Source organism: Streptomyces glaucescens, assembly GCF_002154375.1.
Classification (GTDB): Bacteria; Actinomycetota; Actinomycetes; order Streptomycetales; family Streptomycetaceae; genus Streptomyces; species Streptomyces glaucescens.
In genome coordinates, this window is record NZ_MUND01000301.1 from 1 (window position 1) to 1,687 (window position 1,687).

A 1,687-nucleotide genomic window follows, 5' to 3' on the forward strand; every position below is an offset into this window, starting at 1 on the left:
GCCCGCGGACGGGCAGCGGCGCGTCTCCCGGCGGCCGACCGGCACCACTCTCGGGATCGACCTCGGAAACCGCGGGCGTGCCGCCGGGCAGGGCTACGACCATGGTCCGAGTGGCCGGGGAGGAAGGGCCCAAGCGGTACGGGTGGTGGGTGTCACGCCGCGACGTCATGCCGTGTGTTAGTGTCGTGTGTTTGCGTGGTCGTCGCGGTGGGCGATTCTGCCTGTTCGGTTCCGCTTGTGCGGGGGCTGTTCAACCCTGCCGGGCCTTCCTCGGCACGTCCCCTGCGGAAGGCTGTTCATGAAGCACCCCGACGACTCCGGCATCGCTCACGGCGGTCCCGCCCAGTCCCAGGCCACGACTCCGACGCTGCCCCCGGCCGCCTCCTTCGCCGGCCTGGGCCTGCCGGTGGAGGTGCTGCGGACACTGAGCGAACTCGGGGTGCGCGAACCCTTCCCGATCCAGGCCGCCACCCTGCCCGATGCCCTGGAGGGGCGCGACGTCCTGGGGCGCGGGCGCACGGGATCGGGCAAGACGCTCGCCTTCGGTCTGCCACTGCTGACGCGTACGGCCGGACGGCGCGCCGAACCGAAGCAGCCCCTCGCCCTCGTCCTCGTGCCCACCCGGGAGCTGGCCCAGCAGGTCACCCAGGCGCTGGCGCCGTACGCCGAGGCACTGCGGCTGCGGATGGCCGCGGTCGTCGGCGGCATGTCCATCGGCCGGCAGGTCGCCGCGCTGCGCGAGGGGGCCGAGGTGGTCGTCGCCACCCCCGGACGCCTGCACGACCTGATCGAGCGCAACGCCTGCCGCCTGGGGAGGGTGAGGATCACCGTCCTGGACGAGGCCGACCAGATGTGCGACCTGGGATTCCTTCCGCAGGTCGTCGACGTGCTCGACCAGGTGCATCCCGACGGTCAGCGGATGCTGTTCTCGGCCACTCTGGACCGCGACGTCGATCAGCTGGTCCGCCGCTACCTCCACGACCCCGTCGTCCACTCGGTCGACCCGTCCGCGGGCACGGTCACGACCATGGAGCACCACGTCCTGGTCGTCCACGGCCCCGACCGCTACGCCGTCACCACGGAGATCGCCGCCCGCGACGGCCGCGTCCTGCTGTTCCTCGACACCAAGCACGCCGTCGACCAGCTCACCCGGCATCTGCGGGCCAGCGGCGTGCACGCCGGGGCCCTGCACAGCGGCAAGTCCCAGCCCCAGCGCACCCGGACCCTGGCGCAGTTCAAGAACGGCCAGATCACCGTGCTGGTGGCGACCAATGTCGCGGCCCGCGGCCTGCACGTCGACTACCTCGATCTCGTGGTCAACGTCGACCCGCCCACCGAACCCAAGGACTACGTGCACCGCGCCGGCCGCACCGCCCGCGCCGGTGAGTCCGGCAGCGTGGTCACGCTCGTGCTGACGGGCCAGCGCCGCGAGACGAGCCGCATGCTGGCCGAGGCCGGCATCGAGCCGACCGTCACCAAAATCCGCTCGGGCGAGGCGGAACTGACCCGCATCACCGGGGCCAAGACCCCCTCCGGCACCCCGCTCGACGGCGGGCCCGCCGTACCCCGGCCCAAGAACACCAACGCTCCCTTCCGCGGCCTCGGCACCAGCAAGGACACCTCCCGCGGCGCCGGCGGCAAGTCCCGGAAGGGCGCCGAGGCCCGCAAGCTCGCCGAGGCCCGCAAG

At 72.7% G+C, this 1,687-nt stretch carries 1 protein-coding gene; it reads left to right on the forward strand.

Annotated features, from left to right (window positions below):
- Positions 1–298: 298 nt before the first annotated feature.
- Positions 299–1,687 (forward strand): DEAD/DEAH box helicase (locus tag CCN42_RS20295; RefSeq protein ID WP_086737610.1); only part of this gene is annotated, 1,389 nt, incomplete at its 3' end.